The organism is Caulobacter sp. AVps18 (assembly GCF_058681425.1).
This window is the reverse complement of the sequence record NZ_CM178737.1, coordinates 1,827,076-1,839,699: the sequence shown is the minus strand read 5'-3', so window position 1 is coordinate 1,839,699 and position 12,624 is coordinate 1,827,076. Positions and strand designations below refer to the sequence as shown.

12 protein-coding genes and 1 pseudogene are annotated in these 12,624 nt (G+C 67.4%); 7 read left to right on the top strand and 6 right to left on the bottom strand.

Going from position 1 to position 12,624, the window contains the following annotated elements; translation table 11 throughout:
* Window positions 1-7: 7 nt before the first annotated feature.
* On the bottom strand, window positions 8-1,060 hold the full coding sequence (locus tag ACW179_RS08675; protein WP_492063898.1) for an IMCp domain-containing protein: 1,053 nt from the start codon (window positions 1,058-1,060) through the stop codon (window positions 8-10).
* A gap of 197 nt (window positions 1,061-1,257) precedes the next feature.
* Between ACW179_RS08675 and ACW179_RS08670 the strand changes: the two genes are divergently transcribed.
* Complete coding sequence (locus tag ACW179_RS08670; RefSeq protein WP_492063897.1) at window positions 1,258-2,418, top strand: DUF3089 domain-containing protein; 1,161 nt, start codon at window positions 1,258-1,260, stop codon at window positions 2,416-2,418.
* A gap of 45 nt (window positions 2,419-2,463) precedes the next feature.
* Here ACW179_RS08670 and ACW179_RS08665 read toward each other — a convergent pair whose 3' ends face one another.
* A complete protein-coding gene (locus tag ACW179_RS08665) occupies window positions 2,464-2,640 on the bottom strand; it encodes a DUF1328 domain-containing protein (RefSeq protein WP_492063895.1) in 177 nt (58 codons plus the stop codon).
* 105 nt (window positions 2,641-2,745) lie between these two features.
* Here ACW179_RS08665 and cobT point away from each other — a divergent pair, with 105 nt between their 5' ends.
* The 3 genes from cobT to ACW179_RS08650 all read left to right on the top strand — a co-directional run bounded on the left by cobT (window position 2,746) and on the right by ACW179_RS08650 (window position 6,385).
* Complete coding sequence (gene cobT / locus ACW179_RS08660; protein ID WP_492063894.1) at window positions 2,746-4,674, top strand: cobaltochelatase subunit CobT; 1,929 nt, start codon at window positions 2,746-2,748, stop codon at window positions 4,672-4,674.
* Window positions 4,671-5,735, top strand: coding sequence for an esterase-like activity of phytase family protein (locus ACW179_RS08655; RefSeq protein ID WP_492063893.1), 1,065 nt, complete (start codon window positions 4,671-4,673; stop codon window positions 5,733-5,735). The genes cobT and ACW179_RS08655 overlap by 4 nt, the downstream gene beginning before the upstream one ends.
* 344 nt (window positions 5,736-6,079) lie before the next feature.
* On the top strand, window positions 6,080-6,385 hold the full coding sequence (locus ACW179_RS08650; protein WP_492063892.1) for a hypothetical protein: 306 nt from the start codon (window positions 6,080-6,082) through the stop codon (window positions 6,383-6,385).
* 164 nt (window positions 6,386-6,549) lie between these two features.
* Here ACW179_RS08650 and rpmB read toward each other — a convergent pair whose 3' ends face one another.
* The gene (gene rpmB, locus ACW179_RS08645) at window positions 6,550-6,855 is read right to left on the bottom strand and encodes a 50S ribosomal protein L28 (protein WP_492063891.1); all 306 of its coding nucleotides are present in this window, start codon (window positions 6,853-6,855) and stop codon (window positions 6,550-6,552) included.
* 204 nt (window positions 6,856-7,059) lie between these two features.
* Here rpmB and ACW179_RS08640 point away from each other — a divergent pair, with 204 nt between their 5' ends.
* Window positions 7,060-7,521, top strand: a complete 462-nt coding sequence (locus ACW179_RS08640) for a DUF3617 domain-containing protein (RefSeq protein ID WP_492063890.1) — start codon at window positions 7,060-7,062, stop codon at window positions 7,519-7,521.
* A 153-nt stretch (window positions 7,522-7,674) separates the two neighbouring features.
* Here the strand turns inward: ACW179_RS08640 and ACW179_RS08635 are convergent, their stop codons facing one another.
* Together ACW179_RS08635 and ACW179_RS08630 are read right to left on the bottom strand one after the other, a co-directional pair.
* Window positions 7,675-8,250 (bottom strand): methylated-DNA--[protein]-cysteine S-methyltransferase, encoded by a 576-nt coding sequence (locus ACW179_RS08635; RefSeq protein ID WP_492063889.1) that lies wholly within the window; start codon window positions 8,248-8,250, stop codon window positions 7,675-7,677.
* Between the two features lie 51 nt (window positions 8,251-8,301).
* Window positions 8,302-8,466, bottom strand: coding sequence for a hypothetical protein (locus ACW179_RS08630; RefSeq protein WP_492063888.1), 165 nt, complete (start codon window positions 8,464-8,466; stop codon window positions 8,302-8,304).
* A gap of 492 nt (window positions 8,467-8,958) precedes the next feature.
* Here ACW179_RS08630 and ACW179_RS08625 point away from each other — a divergent pair, with 492 nt between their 5' ends.
* Window positions 8,959-10,593: an amidohydrolase gene (locus ACW179_RS08625; RefSeq protein ID WP_492063886.1), complete on the top strand. Its 1,635-nt coding sequence runs from the start codon at window positions 8,959-8,961 to the stop codon at window positions 10,591-10,593.
* An 891-nt stretch (window positions 10,594-11,484) separates the two neighbouring features.
* The gene (locus ACW179_RS08620) at window positions 11,485-12,396 is read left to right on the top strand and encodes a CPBP family intramembrane glutamic endopeptidase (RefSeq protein ID WP_492063884.1); all 912 of its coding nucleotides are present in this window, start codon (window positions 11,485-11,487) and stop codon (window positions 12,394-12,396) included.
* A 41-nt stretch (window positions 12,397-12,437) separates the two neighbouring features.
* Here ACW179_RS08620 and ACW179_RS08615 read toward each other — a convergent pair.
* Window positions 12,438-12,557, bottom strand: a pseudogene (locus tag ACW179_RS08615) (hypothetical protein); the annotation flags it as partial.
* Window positions 12,558-12,624: the final 67 nt, after the last annotated feature.

Below are 12,624 nucleotides of genomic sequence, written 5' to 3'. Positions count from 1 at the left end.
TGCGAGGCTAGTGACCGTAACGGTCGCCGCGACGGGCCGAGCTTTCGCCCGACGCGGACCAGCTGGACGAGGACGCGCCGCTGGTCATGCCGTTGACGCCCATGCCATGGCCCTGCGGCAGGTCATATCCCGACACCGGCACAACGGGGCCGCCCTGCGGACGCCAGCCGCCGCCCACGCCGTAGCGGGCGTTGGAGCCGTAGAAGCCGCCGCCGACGCCGTTGTCATAGCCATAGGACGCGCCGCCATACGAGGTGCCACCCTGATAGCCGTAACCGCTGTGGCTGGACTCGTAAGAGGCGCTCTCGGAAACGGCGCTGCTCTCGTAGGTCGTCTGGCTGCCGCCATAAGACCGCTCGTCATAGGAGCGCTCGTCATGAAAACGCTCATCTGGGGCGCGGACCTCGCAATGGCAGTCATGGACCGGCATCGGCCGGACGCGCTCGACATAGACGCGGCGCGGCTCGGGCTCGGGCGCGGGGCGCTCGATATAGACGGGGCGATCAATCACGCGATCCACATAGACCGGACGCTCGACGATGCGTTCGACCGGAACCCGGATCACCTTCTCGACGATCCGGTCCACCGGCACCTCGACACGGCGCTCAACGACCTTTTCAACGACCCGGTCCACCGGGACGCGGACAATCTTTTCGACCACGCGATCGACGGGAACCTCGACCCGGCGTTCAACCACCTTCTCGACGATGCGATCCACCGGACGATCTACGGGGCGATCCACATAGACACGCTTCTCGACAATGCGCTCGACCGGCTTCTCGACGATCTTTTCCACCACCCGATCTACGGGCACCTCGACGCGGTGCTCGACCACCTTCTCGACCACACGGTCCACCGGGCGGTCGACATAGACGATCTTCACGGGCGCGGGACGGCGCTTGACCGCCTTGCGCTTGACCGTGGCCTTGGCGACCGGCTTGGCGGGCTTGCACTGGCAGGCGGGATAGCCGTCAGCCAGAGCCGGCGTGATCGCGACAGGCGCGGCGACACCGGCCACGGCGGCCATGGCACCAACGAACAGAAGGGTCTTGAAGGTCATGGTCACGCCTTGGGTCGTTCTGGAAAGCAGGACTGTGCCGCTGTGAGACGACAGGCCCCCGGCGCCGCAAGCTTCGGGCCAAGGCCGGCGATGGCCGCCTGGCCTTAGCGTCTGCCCGGTGTTTTGGGGATTGGCGCTCACCCCGCTTTCCCGCATCCTCACCCCAAACAAGCGTTTGAGTGCGAAGTGGGGAAACGATGTCAAAGATCACTCTGGCCACCCTGGGTCTGACGGCCGGCCTGCTGCTGGGCAGCGCCGCCTGCGCCCAGACGCCGGCCGCGCCCGCCAATGACTACGCCAGGAGCGAGAACTGGCTGTGCCTGCCCGGCCGCAACGATGCCTGCGCCGCCGACCAGACCACCACGATCGTGGCGGCCGACGGCAAGACCACGACCGAGGCCTTCAAGCCCGCCGTCGCACCGGCCATCGACTGCTTCTATGTCTATCCGACCGTGTCGACCGACCCCGGCGCCAACAGCGACATGACCATCGACGAAGCCGAGCGCTCGGTGGTCGATCAGCAGCTGGCGAGGTTCGCCAGCCAGTGCAAACTCTATGCACCGATGTATCGCCAGATCACCCTGGCGTCCCTGCGCAAGGTGATGATGGGTGGTCAGGGGGGCGATGCCGCCCTGGCCTATGGCGATGTCCGCGACGCCTGGAACCACTATCTGACCAAGGAAAACAAGGGCCGTGGCGTCGTCCTGATCGGTCACAGCCAGGGTTCGCGTATGCTGCTGCAGCTGCTGACCGAAGAGATCGACGGCAAGCCCGCCCAGAAGCAGATGGTCTCGGCCCTGGTCCTGGGGATGAACACGCCGGTCGATGCGGCAGGCAAGTACGGCTCGATCCCGTCCTGCGCCAGCGCTGACCAGACCGGCTGCGTGGTGTCCTATGTGTCGTTCCGCAGCGCCTCGCCGCCGCCGGCTACAAGCCGCTTTGGCAAGACCGATCCGCAAGGCCTGCGCTCGGCCTGCGTCAATCCCGCCGCCCTCGTCGCCGGCAAGACCCAGTCAGACGCCGTGCCCCTACAGGCCTATTTCAGCGCTGAGGGCATGGGCTCCTCGGCCGCCACGCCCAAGCCGTGGGCCAAGAACCTGAAGGTGACGACGCCGTTTGTTTCTGCGCCGGGCCTGGTGTCGGGCCGCTGCGTCAGCGCGGGCGACTTCACCTATCTGTCGGTGGATGTGAACGCTGACCCGGCCGATCCGCGCGTCGACGACATCACCGGCGACATCCTGGTCTTCGGCCAGCCCCTGAAGGACTGGGGCCTGCACCTGATCGACGTGAACCTGACGATGGGCGATCTGGTCACCCTGGTGGGCGAGCAGTCAAAGGCCTATGCGGCCGCGCGCTGAACCGGCCCCTCCCCGGCCAAGGCCGGGGAGGTCGCAAATCCTGAGCTACTTCGCCACGGTCCTGAACACGGTCGCGCCCAGCAGCAGCACGATCAAAAAACCGATCACGAACAGGAAGAACAGGATCTTGGCGACACCGGCGGCAGCGCCGGCGATGCCCGAAAAGCCAAGCGCCCCGGCGATCAGGGCGACGACGGCGAGAATGATGGCCCACTTCAGCATGGCGCGTTTCCTTGTTTGGGAAGCCAGCAGCGCTTCTGAGAAAACAACCCGCCAGAACGCGCTGCGTTCCTTGTCTTCGCCGCCTTCCGCCGGTAACCCGTAAGCATGGCCTCCAAGCCCGAAAGCCCGACCGAACCCTTCAAGCGCGCCCTGGCGCACGCTGCGCGTTCGCTTGCCGAAATGCCCGACCTAGAGGTCGTGTTCTCGGGCGACGGCCCTGTGCTGATGGGCAAGCGCGCCGTGCTGCCGCACCCGCCGCGCGACCTCAACAGCAAAGAGGCCGCGCGCATCCGGGGCCTGGCCGACCAGATGGCCCTGCGCCTGGCCCACCACGACGCCGTCGCCCATGCCCGGGCCCGCCCCACCTCGCCCGACGGCCAGGCGGCGTTCGAGTCCATCGAGCAGGCACGACTGGAAGCCATCGGCGCCAATGCCATGGGCGGGGTGCGCGGCAACCTCACCGCCGCCCTCGAAGCGCGCCTCGAAAAGCAGGGCTTGACCCGCAATGTGGCGATGGACCGCCAGTCAGCGCCCATGGCCGAGATCCTGGGTCTGCTGGTGCGCGAGCGCCTGACCGGCGATGCCCCGCCTGAGGGTGCCAGGGCCCTGGTCGACATCCTGCGCAACGATATCGAGATGAAGGCCGGCAAGGACCTGGATCGTCTGGCCGCCACCATCGACGATCAGGCCGCCTTTGCCCGGGTGACCCGCGAGATCCTGCGCGATCTGGACCTGGGCGAAGAGATGTCCGAGGCCACCGAGAGCAGCGACGAGGACGACGGCGAGCAGGACCAGCCGACTGAATCCTCGGACGACGATGAGGGTGAGGGCGAAGGCGAGCAGTCCGAAGGCTCCGCCCCCCAGGAAACCGAATCCTCCGACCGCGAGACCCAGGCCGGCGACGAGGAGATGGTCCAGTCCGAGCAGGAGGGCGAGGCCGAAGACACCGACGAAGCGCCCGAAATGGGCGACGGTGCCAAGCCCGCTCGTCCGGACACCGGCCCCGCCCAGCCCGGCGAACCGGCCTACAAGATCTTCACCAACGCCTATGACGAGGTGGTGCCGGCCGAGGAGCTCTGCGACGCCGAGGAACTGACCCGGCTGCGGGCCTATCTGGACCAGCAGCTCAGCGCCCTCTCCAGCGTCGTCTCGCGACTGGCCAACAAGCTGCAGCGCCGCCTGCTGGCCCAGCAGAACCGCGCCTGGACCTTCGATCTGGAAGAAGGAATGTTGGACGTCGCGCGCCTGACCCGGGTGATCATCGACCCCACCGCGCCTCTGTCGTTCAAGCAGGAAGAGGACCAGGAGTTCCGCGACACCGTGGTGACCCTGCTGATCGACAACTCCGGCTCGATGCGCGGCCGGCCAATCATGGTCGCTGCCGTCTGCGCCGACATCCTGGCCCGCACCCTGGAACGCTGCGGCGTCAAGACCGAGGTGCTGGGCTTTACCACGCGGGCCTGGAAGGGCGGGACCAGTCGTGACGAGTGGGTCAAGTCGGGCAAGCCTCCTGCGCCGGGTCGCCTGAACGACCTGCGCCACATCATCTACAAGGCCGCCGACTCGCCCTGGCGGCGGGCGCGCAAGAACCTCGGCCTGATGATGCGCGAGGGGCTGCTGAAGGAAAACATCGACGGCGAGGCCCTGATGTGGGCCCACCAGCGCCTGATCGGCCGGCCCGAAGCTCGCCGCATTCTGATGGTGATCTCTGATGGCGCGCCGGTGGATGACTCCACCCTCAGCGTCAATTCGGGCCACTATCTGGAGCGCCACTTGCGTCAGGTCATCGCCGAGATCGAGGGCAAGAGCCCTGTCGAGTTGATCGCCATCGGCATCGGCCACGACGTCACGCGCTATTATCGCCGCGCGGTCACCATCGTCGATGTCGAGCAGCTTGGCGGCGTTCTGGTCGAGCAGCTGGCGGCGCTGTTCGAGGAAGAGCCCCGCGCGATGAAGAAGGCGCGCGGCCTGCTGGCGCCTTTGCCCACCGTGCAGCCCTCCGCCCCGAAGGCGGCACGCAAGGTTCCCGCGTGATCCACGTCCGGTCGCTGACCGCCCTGGCGCTGTCTCTGGCGACGCTGGCCGCCTGCGCGCCCAAGCCCGCGCCGCCGCCGGCCCTGCCGGTCGCACCGGTCAAGGCGGGACCGCAGATCACCCTGCAGGCCGTTCCCGTGCCGCTGGACGCCGGCAATCCCGGCAAGACCGTACTGGAGGGCTTCACCTTCGCCGGCGGGATAGCGATCACCAGCCCTGATACGGAGGGCCTGCATGGACTGTCGGACATGGCCATCGCGCCCGACGGAACCCTGGTGGCGATCACTGATAACGGCGACCGCGTCGAAGCCCGCATCAAGCTGGATGAGGCCGGCCGTCTGGTCGGCCTGACCGACGGCAAGCTGGAGCCTCTGCGCGGCCTGGACGGCCAGGCCTTGCAAGGCAAGGAGCAGGCCGACGCCGAGGGGATCGCGATCCTGGCCAACGGCGACCGGCTGGTCAGTTTCGAGCGCGACCACCGCATCTGGCTTTATCCCGCCCTGCCCGGCGGCGGCTGGGGCGTTCCGCGCCGGGCACCGGCCCCCGCGACGGTCTTCCCCAACAACGAAGGCATGGAGGCGCTGGCCGCCTATCCCGTAGCCGGACCCGACGCCTATCTGGTGGGCGGCGAGGAAGGCGAGGCCTGGCTTTGCCGACTCGCGGCCACCTGCCAGCCCATCGCGCCGCAGTCGGGCCCCGACTTCACCTGGGGCCTGACCGCCATGACCGCCTTCAACGGCAAGGCTGTGGCCACCCTGCACCGGGGCTTCGACCCGATCCGGGGCTGGCGGGCGATCCTGCGGTTCGTTGCCGATCCCACGGCACCGGCCAACCGGCAGGTCCAGATCGCCAGTCTGCATATCGATGGCTCGACCACCCGCGACAATTTCGAGGGCGTCGTGCTGAGCAGCGCGCCGTCGGGCGCCACCCGGGTCTATCTGCTGTCTGATGACGGTGCCCTGCCCGGCGGGCGGACCCTGCTGATGGCCTTCGACTGGACCCCGCCGCCACCGCCGCCGCCTGCTCCGCCCAAGGCCAAGAAGCCGGTTCGCAAGCGCTAGAGCGGGTTGCGATCTGATGGAATCAGATCATCCGCTCTAGTCTTTTGTTTTCACGCGCGTTTCATTCCGAAAACCGGTTCCCACTTCTCGGAACGCGCTCTAGCGCCGCTTAGAGAATCCAGCTTTCCGGATCATTCACCAGGCCATGCAGGGCCGTGGGCGACGCACCGCCCGGTTTGTGGGCGCCGGCCACAATCTTGTGTGCATCGCAACATAACCGTTGATCAGTCAAAAAAGCAACGCTATGGCTTTTCTTCGACGGACAAGCGGCGAGACCGGACGGACCGTCAGAGGAACGCGTCGGGAGGAGGTTGAACCCAACCCCCTTTCGTGGACTAAATCACATGATCCGTACCATCGCTCTGGCCGTTTCGGCCATCGCCCTGACCATCGCTGCCCCCGCCTCGGCCTCTGAACTGCGCGTCAAGGTCGCCGGCAAGTCGGCCGAACAGATCCGTACCGACATCGTCAAGGCCGCCAGCACCGTCTGCTGGCAGGACGTTCGCGGCGAAGCCCTCGCCGGCTACCTGTACCCCGCCTGCGTTCGTGCCTCGGTCAACGAAGCCGTCGCCAAGATCAACAGCCCGGCCCTGACCGCCTATAACACCGCCCAGCCGGTCTCGTCGGGCGCGATGGTCGCGGCGCGCTAAGCCGACCCGTCTCTCTTCTCAGTACCAAGCTTTCAAACCCGGCGCGGCTCAGTCGCGCCGGGTTTTGCTTGTCTGGACCCCGCCGGCCAGCTCAGGCACCAGACGTGAAAAAGCCCGCGAGGATTTCTCCTCACGGGCTTTCCCGATTCGAAAGGCTGAAAGCCTTAGGCGGCGACAGCCACGGCGGCGGCCTTGGCCTTGGCCTTGACCTGCGACTTGATCTTCAGGGCGCGCGGCGACAGCTGCTCGTCCTTGGCGTTCAGCAGGAACACGTCCAGGCCACCCTTGAAGTCCAGGGTGCGCAGGGCGGCGTTGCTGATGCGCAGCTTGAAGGTCTGACCCAGCGAGTCGGACGCCAGGGTGGCGGGCGACAGGGCCGGCAGGAAGCGGCGCTTGGTCTTGATGTTCGAGTGGCTCACATTGTGGCCGACCATCGGACCGATACCGGTGAGTTCGCAGCGGCGCGACATGACGTTACCTTGGCTGGGCGAAGCCAACGGCTCCGCAATATGAATTCGGCGCGAACGGCGGACCGCCGCGCGAGAGCGGGCGATATAGGCGAAGGGGGCTTGCCGAGTCAAGCCGCGCCGCCGTTTACCGCGCCCAAACATCGCTATCAGGCGCGGTTCATCTGCGCTCTCTATATAGGGCCCATGCTTAGGAGAAGGAATCCCATGCGTTTGCTCGTCCCCGTCGCTGCGTCCGCCGTCGCTGCCTGCGGTTTGCTGGTCGCCGGCGGCGCGCTCGCCCTGGCCGCGCCCCAGAACGGCGACGCCCGGGCTGCGACCACGATCCTGACGGGCCAGTGGGAATACAAGACCCGGATCGGACCGATTCCCGTCGACAGCGACCGCCGCTGCCTGACCGCCAAGGACGTCGAGAACTTCAACCGCGGCATCTGCCTCAAGCGCTACACCTGCGCCTATGACACCCGCGTGGTCCGTGACGGCAAGATCGCGCTCAAGGGCGTCTGGACCGACAAGAAGGGCCGCAGCGCGCCCGTCACGGCCAAGGGCTCCTATACGCCCGAGAGCTTCAAGCTCGACGTCAGCGGCAAGACCGTAACCGGCCTGCCCATGGCCGCCTCGCTCAGCGCCAGGCGGATCAGCGCCACCTGCCCGCCTGCTGAAAACTAGCCGGGCCAGAGACCCGTTTGTGGTTAATCGGAGTTAAGCTACAATAGCTTGTAGGGAACAAAGGTCGAATTCGCGGACGTCGCTGATTCGGTCATGATTCGTTTCGCCCCTGTTCGCCAGAACGGCGTTCGCCGTTAACGCCCGTTGCGAGCGTCAGCCGCGCCTGGCCGGTGCCACCGAAAATTCCAGGTCAAACAGGGTCGGAACCGCGCTGGTCGTGGCTCGCTCCAGCGTCAACAGCCGCGCCTTGGTCGAGACCCCGCCATCGGCCGTAAAGCCGCCCATTCCACCCGAAGCGGCCAGCACCCGGTGGCAGGGCACCACGATGGGCCAGGGGTTTTCGCCCAGAGCCTTGCCCACCGCCCGCGCCGCGCCAGGCTCACCCATGGCCCGCGCCACCTGGCCATAGGTGCAGGTCTGGCCCGGCGCGATGGACCGGGCGATCTCGTAGACCCGCAGGTTGAAGGGCGAGACGCCCGACACGTCCAGCGCCACATCGGCCAGGTCGTCGCGGACGCCGGCCAGCAGACCCAGCACCCGCTCGACCACGCGTTCGACCTCGGGGGGCGGCGGGACCTCGACGGCCTCGGGGAACCGTTGGCGCAGCCTTGCCCAGGCGGCGACGGGCGTCGCCTGCGGCAACTGCATGCCGATCAGGCCCGCCTGCCCCCAGGCGATGCCGCAACGCCCGATGACGGTGTCGAAAAGCGCGAAAGCCTGGCCGGTCATGCCGCCATCATAGCAGCCCTGTTGCGGCTTTCGAGGGAGCTGGGAGCCAATTCAAGGCGGCGGCAGGTTCTCGACCGGCGGGGTTGGCTGAACGGCAAGGCGTAGTCGCAGCTCGGCTAGGCCGATGAAGCCCAGAATGACGCCGATCGCCGCCGCCAGGGGATCAAACCCTGAGTGGGTCAGGCGGAAATCCAGCGGGAAAAGGCTGATCGCCACGCCTGCGACCCGGATTGCCGAGTCTCCCGGGAAAAAGCTGCGCCAGACCTGCAAGGCAGCGTTTGCGAGCAACAGGCCACACAGCGCCCAACGCAGAGCCTCGACGCGGGCCGGCCCCGAAGGCGAAGGCGGCGGAGGCGGCTCCTCCCCTCGAAAGAGCTCCAGGAAGCCCGAACCGGAGTTCAGAAGCACAGCCCCCAGCCAGCACAAGCCTCCCGCAAGCCAGACCGCGAAAGGCCGATAGGGGCCCAAGGCGAGACTCAGGGTGACGGCTGACAAAAGATACAGCCCCAGAAAAACCAGGGTCCATCGCGCGACCCGGCTCCTGGTGTTGCCTGGCTCCATGATCAGCTCCTCAGCGCCAGGCTAGGGGTCGAACGCCCGGCCCCGGTGAAAGTCACGTCACTTTCAGGCTTAAGCACGCCATAGCTTCCCATCTTCGGCAAGGGTGCCCTAGGCTGCGGATGTCCTGCCTGCTTCCGGAGTTTCCCCATGCGCCGCATCCTCCTCGCTGCCCTGCTGGCCGCCACCGGCCTGACCACGGCCCAGGCCGGCGACCTCCTGATCCATGGCGGGCCGATCCATACCGGCGTGGATGCCGCGCCCAGCGCCCAGGCGGTGCTGATCCGCGACAAGGCAATCCTCTATGTCGGCGACCTGAAGACTGCCAGGGCCAGGGCGGCCAAGGACGCCCGCGATATCGACCTGAAGGGCGCGGCGGCCTTTCCCGGCTTTGTCGACGCCCATGCCCACCTGACCGGCATCGGCCTGCGCGAGATGACCCTCAATCTGGACCAGACCGCCTCGGTCGCCGAGCTGGTGGCGGCGGTGAAGGCTTACGCCCTCGCCAATCCCGACGGGGCGATCTATGGCCGGGGCTGGATCGAGACCCACTGGCCCGAAAAGCGCTTTCCCAACCGCGCCGATCTGGACGCCGCCGCCCCGGGCCGGATCGTGGTGCTGCAACGGTCCGACGGCCACGCCATGGTGGCCAGCAGCGCGGCCCTGGCCAAGGCCGGGGTCAGCGCCACCACCCCCGATCCGGCCGGCGGCCAGATCCTGAAAGGTCCCGACGGCGCGCCCGACGGCATGATGATCGACCACGCCCAGGCCCTGGTGCGCGACGTCATCCCCCCGCCTTCGGACGCCACCAAGCGCGAGGCCCTGCAGAAGGCCGGCGCCCTCTATGCCTCGCGCGGCTGGACGGGGCTGGGCAATGTCAGTGTCGCGGCACCCGACCTGGCCCTGCTGAACGGCCTGGCGGCCGAGCGGAAGTTTCACCTGCGGGTCGACAATTACATGGACCCCAGCGGCGCCGACGAGGTGCTGGCCAAGGGCCCGTTCGAGGACGCCACCGGCCTGATCCGGGTGCAGGGGATCAAGCTCTATATGGACGGGGCCCTGGGCTCGCGCGGCGCGGCCCTGCTGGAGCCCTATAGCGACGCCGAGGGCAAGGGCCTGATCCTGACCGAGCACGCCCAGGGCCTGGCCCTGATGCAGCGGGCCCGGGCCGTCAACGCCCAGGTGGCCATGCATGCCATCGGCGATCGCGGCAACCGCATGGTGCTGGACTGGTTTGGCGAGACGCTCGGCTCGGACACCGGCCGCCGCTGGCGCATCGAGCACGCCCAGGTGGTCTCGCCTGCCGACATGCCGCGCTTTGCCCGGATGGGGGTCATCGCCTCGATGCAGCCCAGCCACGCCATCGGCGACCTCTATTTCGCCCCTGCCCGCCTGGGCAAGGACCGCCTGAAGGGCGCCTATGCCTGGAAGGGCATGCTCGACAGCGGCGCGGTTGTCGCCGCCGGCTCGGACGCCCCGGTCGAGGTCGGCGACCCGCGCATCGAGTTCTATGCTGCCGTCTATCGCCACAGCCTGGACGGCTTCTCCAATGCCGACTGGCACCTGGAAGAGGCCGTCAGCCGCCGGCAGGCCCTGAAGATGCTGACCCTGGCCCCCGCCTATGCCGCCTTCGCCGAGACGCAGCGCGGCACGCTGGAAGCGGGCAAGAAGGCCGATCTGACCGTCTTCTCGCAGGACCTGATGACCATCCCCCCGGCGCAGATCCTCAAGGCCAGGGCCGTGCTGACCGTGGTGGACGGGGTGGTGGTGTTCGAGGCGCTGTAGAGCGCGTTCCGAAAAGTGGGAACCGGTTTTCGGAATGAAACGCGCGTGAACACAAAAGACTAAAGCGGACGCACGGCTTCGCCGCCTCACGCGGTCTGACCGCTGAAGGGTTGGGAAGGGTCGCGGAGCGCCCGGGCCTCGCCCGGATGTAGGTTAGTCGTGAGTACCGTTTCGACGAAGACGAGCGCTCCGCGTAGTCCGTTTTCCGGTGAGCCTTGGGGGCGCGGGGTCTTAACCCGCTCCCAATGAGGCCCCCGGCGGGCGGAGGATTGGCATCCTCCGGACCGTCCAGGCGATTTCAGCCCGGACCTGCTGCGTTTCCGCCGGAACGTCGCCTGAGGAACTGATCCCAAACCCCGATCCGAAACGCCCGCCTTCCCTGGAGGGACAGACCACGTCTCGCAAGCCGGGCGCTTGAGGCCCCAGGTGACGGCCGCCGGGACGCTACCCGCTCGACCACCCCCAAAGGCCCATCAGGTCGCCGGCCGACGTCCCTTCCCTTGCCTCTGGGTGAGATCAGTATGGGGGACGTTTTGAGCGCGTCTGACGGCGCGGTGCGAGATTTTTGCAGGGTGTTGAAGTTGCGGGGGTTTGCAGGCGATGCGCCGGGGATGGAGAGCGCTGTATCCCCGTAAATCCTCCCCCTGAAGGGGGAGGCGGCCGTCAGGCCGGAGGGGGAAGACCGCACCGAGTCAGCAGCCACTACCCCCTCCGTCTCCCCCGCCTTCGCGGGGGCGACACCTCCCCCTTCAGGGGGAGGATCTTTGCCTACAACCCAACCTTCACCATGAAAAAAGTTTAAGTACACATCGCCGCAATTATGCCGCCAATACCAAGACTGGAAATAATCATTACAGATTGGTAAGGCGAGTTGATCGCCAGCATTGTAGCATGACCAAGATCGAACTCTTTGCGCCGCGCGCATCCTCGCATCGCCGCACCTGGACGGCGGCGGCCATTGTGCTGATCGTGCTGTTCATCATTGTCGGCCAGTTGGCGACCATCTTCGGCGTACTCAAGCCGATGGGCTTTCGTCAGGCCGACCTGGAAACCCAGTGGGCGCCGCTGACGATCCAGCTGCTGGGCTTTGGCTTTACGGCCCTGCTGCTGCTGGCCTGGGTGTGGGTGTTCGAGCGCCGCTCGCCCGCCACCCTGGGCCTGAACGGCAGGGCGCTGGTCCGCTACGGGCGCGGCCTGCTGGTCGGGGCGGGCTTCCTGGCCGGCACGATCGGCCTGATCTGGATCGCGGGCGGCTATCGCGTCGAGGGCCTGGGCGTCTGGACGGCGCCCTCGCCCGTGCTGTTCCTGCCCCTGCTGGCCATCTTTGCGGGCTTCATGATTCAGGGCGGGACTGAAGAGCTGCTGATGCGCGGCTGGCTGATGCAGCTGGTGGCCTCTCGCCACGGCCTGGTCCTGGCCATCGTGATCAATGCGCTGCTGTTCGCCCTGCTGCACGGCGGCAATATCAAGCCGTCGATGGAACTGGTCCTGGCCCTGGCCAACCTGCTGCTGTTTGCCGTGATGATCAGCCTCTATGCGATCAAGGAAGGCTCGCTGTGGGGCGTCTGCGCCTGGCACAGCGCCTGGAACACCCTGCTGGGCGTGGGCTTTGGCCTGGAGGTCAGCGGCAGCCGGGTGGCGGTGCAGAGCCTGGTCGTCGACCTGGCCCCCGTGGCCGGCGCCCCCTGGTGGCTGACCGGCGGCGCCTTCGGCCCCGAGGCCAGCGTGGCGACCACGGCCGTGCTGCTGGCGGGGGTGGTCTACCTCCTGGCGACTGGGGCGCTGAAGGGCTGGGCGGGGTAGGACCCTTCCAAGCCCAAACACCTTGTCATCCCGGGCGGCGCAGCCGACCCGGGACCCAGGGACCGGCGCACTGCGGTTGCCCCTGGGTCCCGGCTCTCCGCTGCGCTGAGTTTACCCTTGGGCGCGCGCTCCGCGCGACCCGAGGGGCCGGGATGACAAGCTTTTGTTGCGCGGCCTGCCGCCCCTTCGCGCCGAAGGGAGCCAAGCCTTCATCTCACGGCGAGACGA

Excerpts from the sequence above, each read along its gene's own strand:
- ACW179_RS08665 (WP_492063895.1), bottom strand. The coding sequence starts at position 2,640 with ATGCTGAAGTGGGCCATCATTCTCGCCGTCGTCGCCCTGATCGCCGGG.
- ACW179_RS08675 (WP_492063898.1), bottom strand. The coding sequence starts at position 1,060 with ATGACCTTCAAGACCCTTCTGTTCGTTGGTGCCATGGCCGCCGTGGCC.
- rpmB (WP_492063891.1), bottom strand. The coding sequence starts at position 6,855 with ATGTCGCGCCGCTGCGAACTCACCGGTATCGGTCCGATGGTCGGCCAC.
- cobT (WP_492063894.1), top strand. The coding sequence starts at position 2,746 with ATGGCCTCCAAGCCCGAAAGCCCGACCGAACCCTTCAAGCGCGCCCTG.
- ACW179_RS08635 (WP_492063889.1), bottom strand. The coding sequence starts at position 8,250 with ATGACCGGCCAGGCTTTCGCGCTTTTCGACACCGTCATCGGGCGTTGC.
- ACW179_RS08640 (WP_492063890.1), top strand. The coding sequence starts at position 7,060 with ATGCGTTTGCTCGTCCCCGTCGCTGCGTCCGCCGTCGCTGCCTGCGGT.
- ACW179_RS08670 (WP_492063897.1), top strand. The coding sequence starts at position 1,258 with ATGTCAAAGATCACTCTGGCCACCCTGGGTCTGACGGCCGGCCTGCTG.
- ACW179_RS08650 (WP_492063892.1), top strand. The coding sequence starts at position 6,080 with ATGATCCGTACCATCGCTCTGGCCGTTTCGGCCATCGCCCTGACCATC.
- ACW179_RS08620 (WP_492063884.1), top strand. The coding sequence starts at position 11,485 with ATGACCAAGATCGAACTCTTTGCGCCGCGCGCATCCTCGCATCGCCGC.
- ACW179_RS08625 (WP_492063886.1), top strand. The coding sequence starts at position 8,959 with ATGCGCCGCATCCTCCTCGCTGCCCTGCTGGCCGCCACCGGCCTGACC.